The following is a 272-nucleotide window of genomic DNA, read 5'->3' on the forward strand; positions in this document are numbered from 1 at the left end:
TGGCCACGCTTTGCATCGGCGGCGGCGAGGCGACCGCCGTTGCCATCGAACGGCAATAGGAAAGGGAGAGAACAGATGATCCTTTCCGACCTCCAGCAGCAGATCTCAGATCTCGCCCGCGACTTTGCCCGCGACCGGCTGGCGCCGGGGGCGGCCAAACGCGACCGGGAGCATCTCTTCCCACGCGAGGAATTGAAGGAGATGGGCGAACTCGGGCTGCTCGGCATGCTGGTGCCGGAAGCCTATGGGGGATCTGATACCGGTGTGGTTGC

The 272-nt window shown here is 64.3% G+C and carries 1 protein-coding gene; it reads left to right on the top strand.

All coding sequences use genetic code 11. The annotated features are described in order from the left end of the window. Nucleotides 1-75 precede the first annotated feature (75 nt). Nucleotides 76-272, top strand: a 197-nt coding sequence (locus tag AF337_RS32900; RefSeq protein ID WP_160320403.1) for an acyl-CoA dehydrogenase family protein, incomplete at its 3' end; no start/stop codon positions are given.

It is taken from the genome of Rhizobium ecuadorense (assembly GCF_001187535.1).
In the GTDB taxonomy this organism is placed as follows: Bacteria; Pseudomonadota; Alphaproteobacteria; order Rhizobiales; family Rhizobiaceae; genus Rhizobium; species Rhizobium ecuadorense.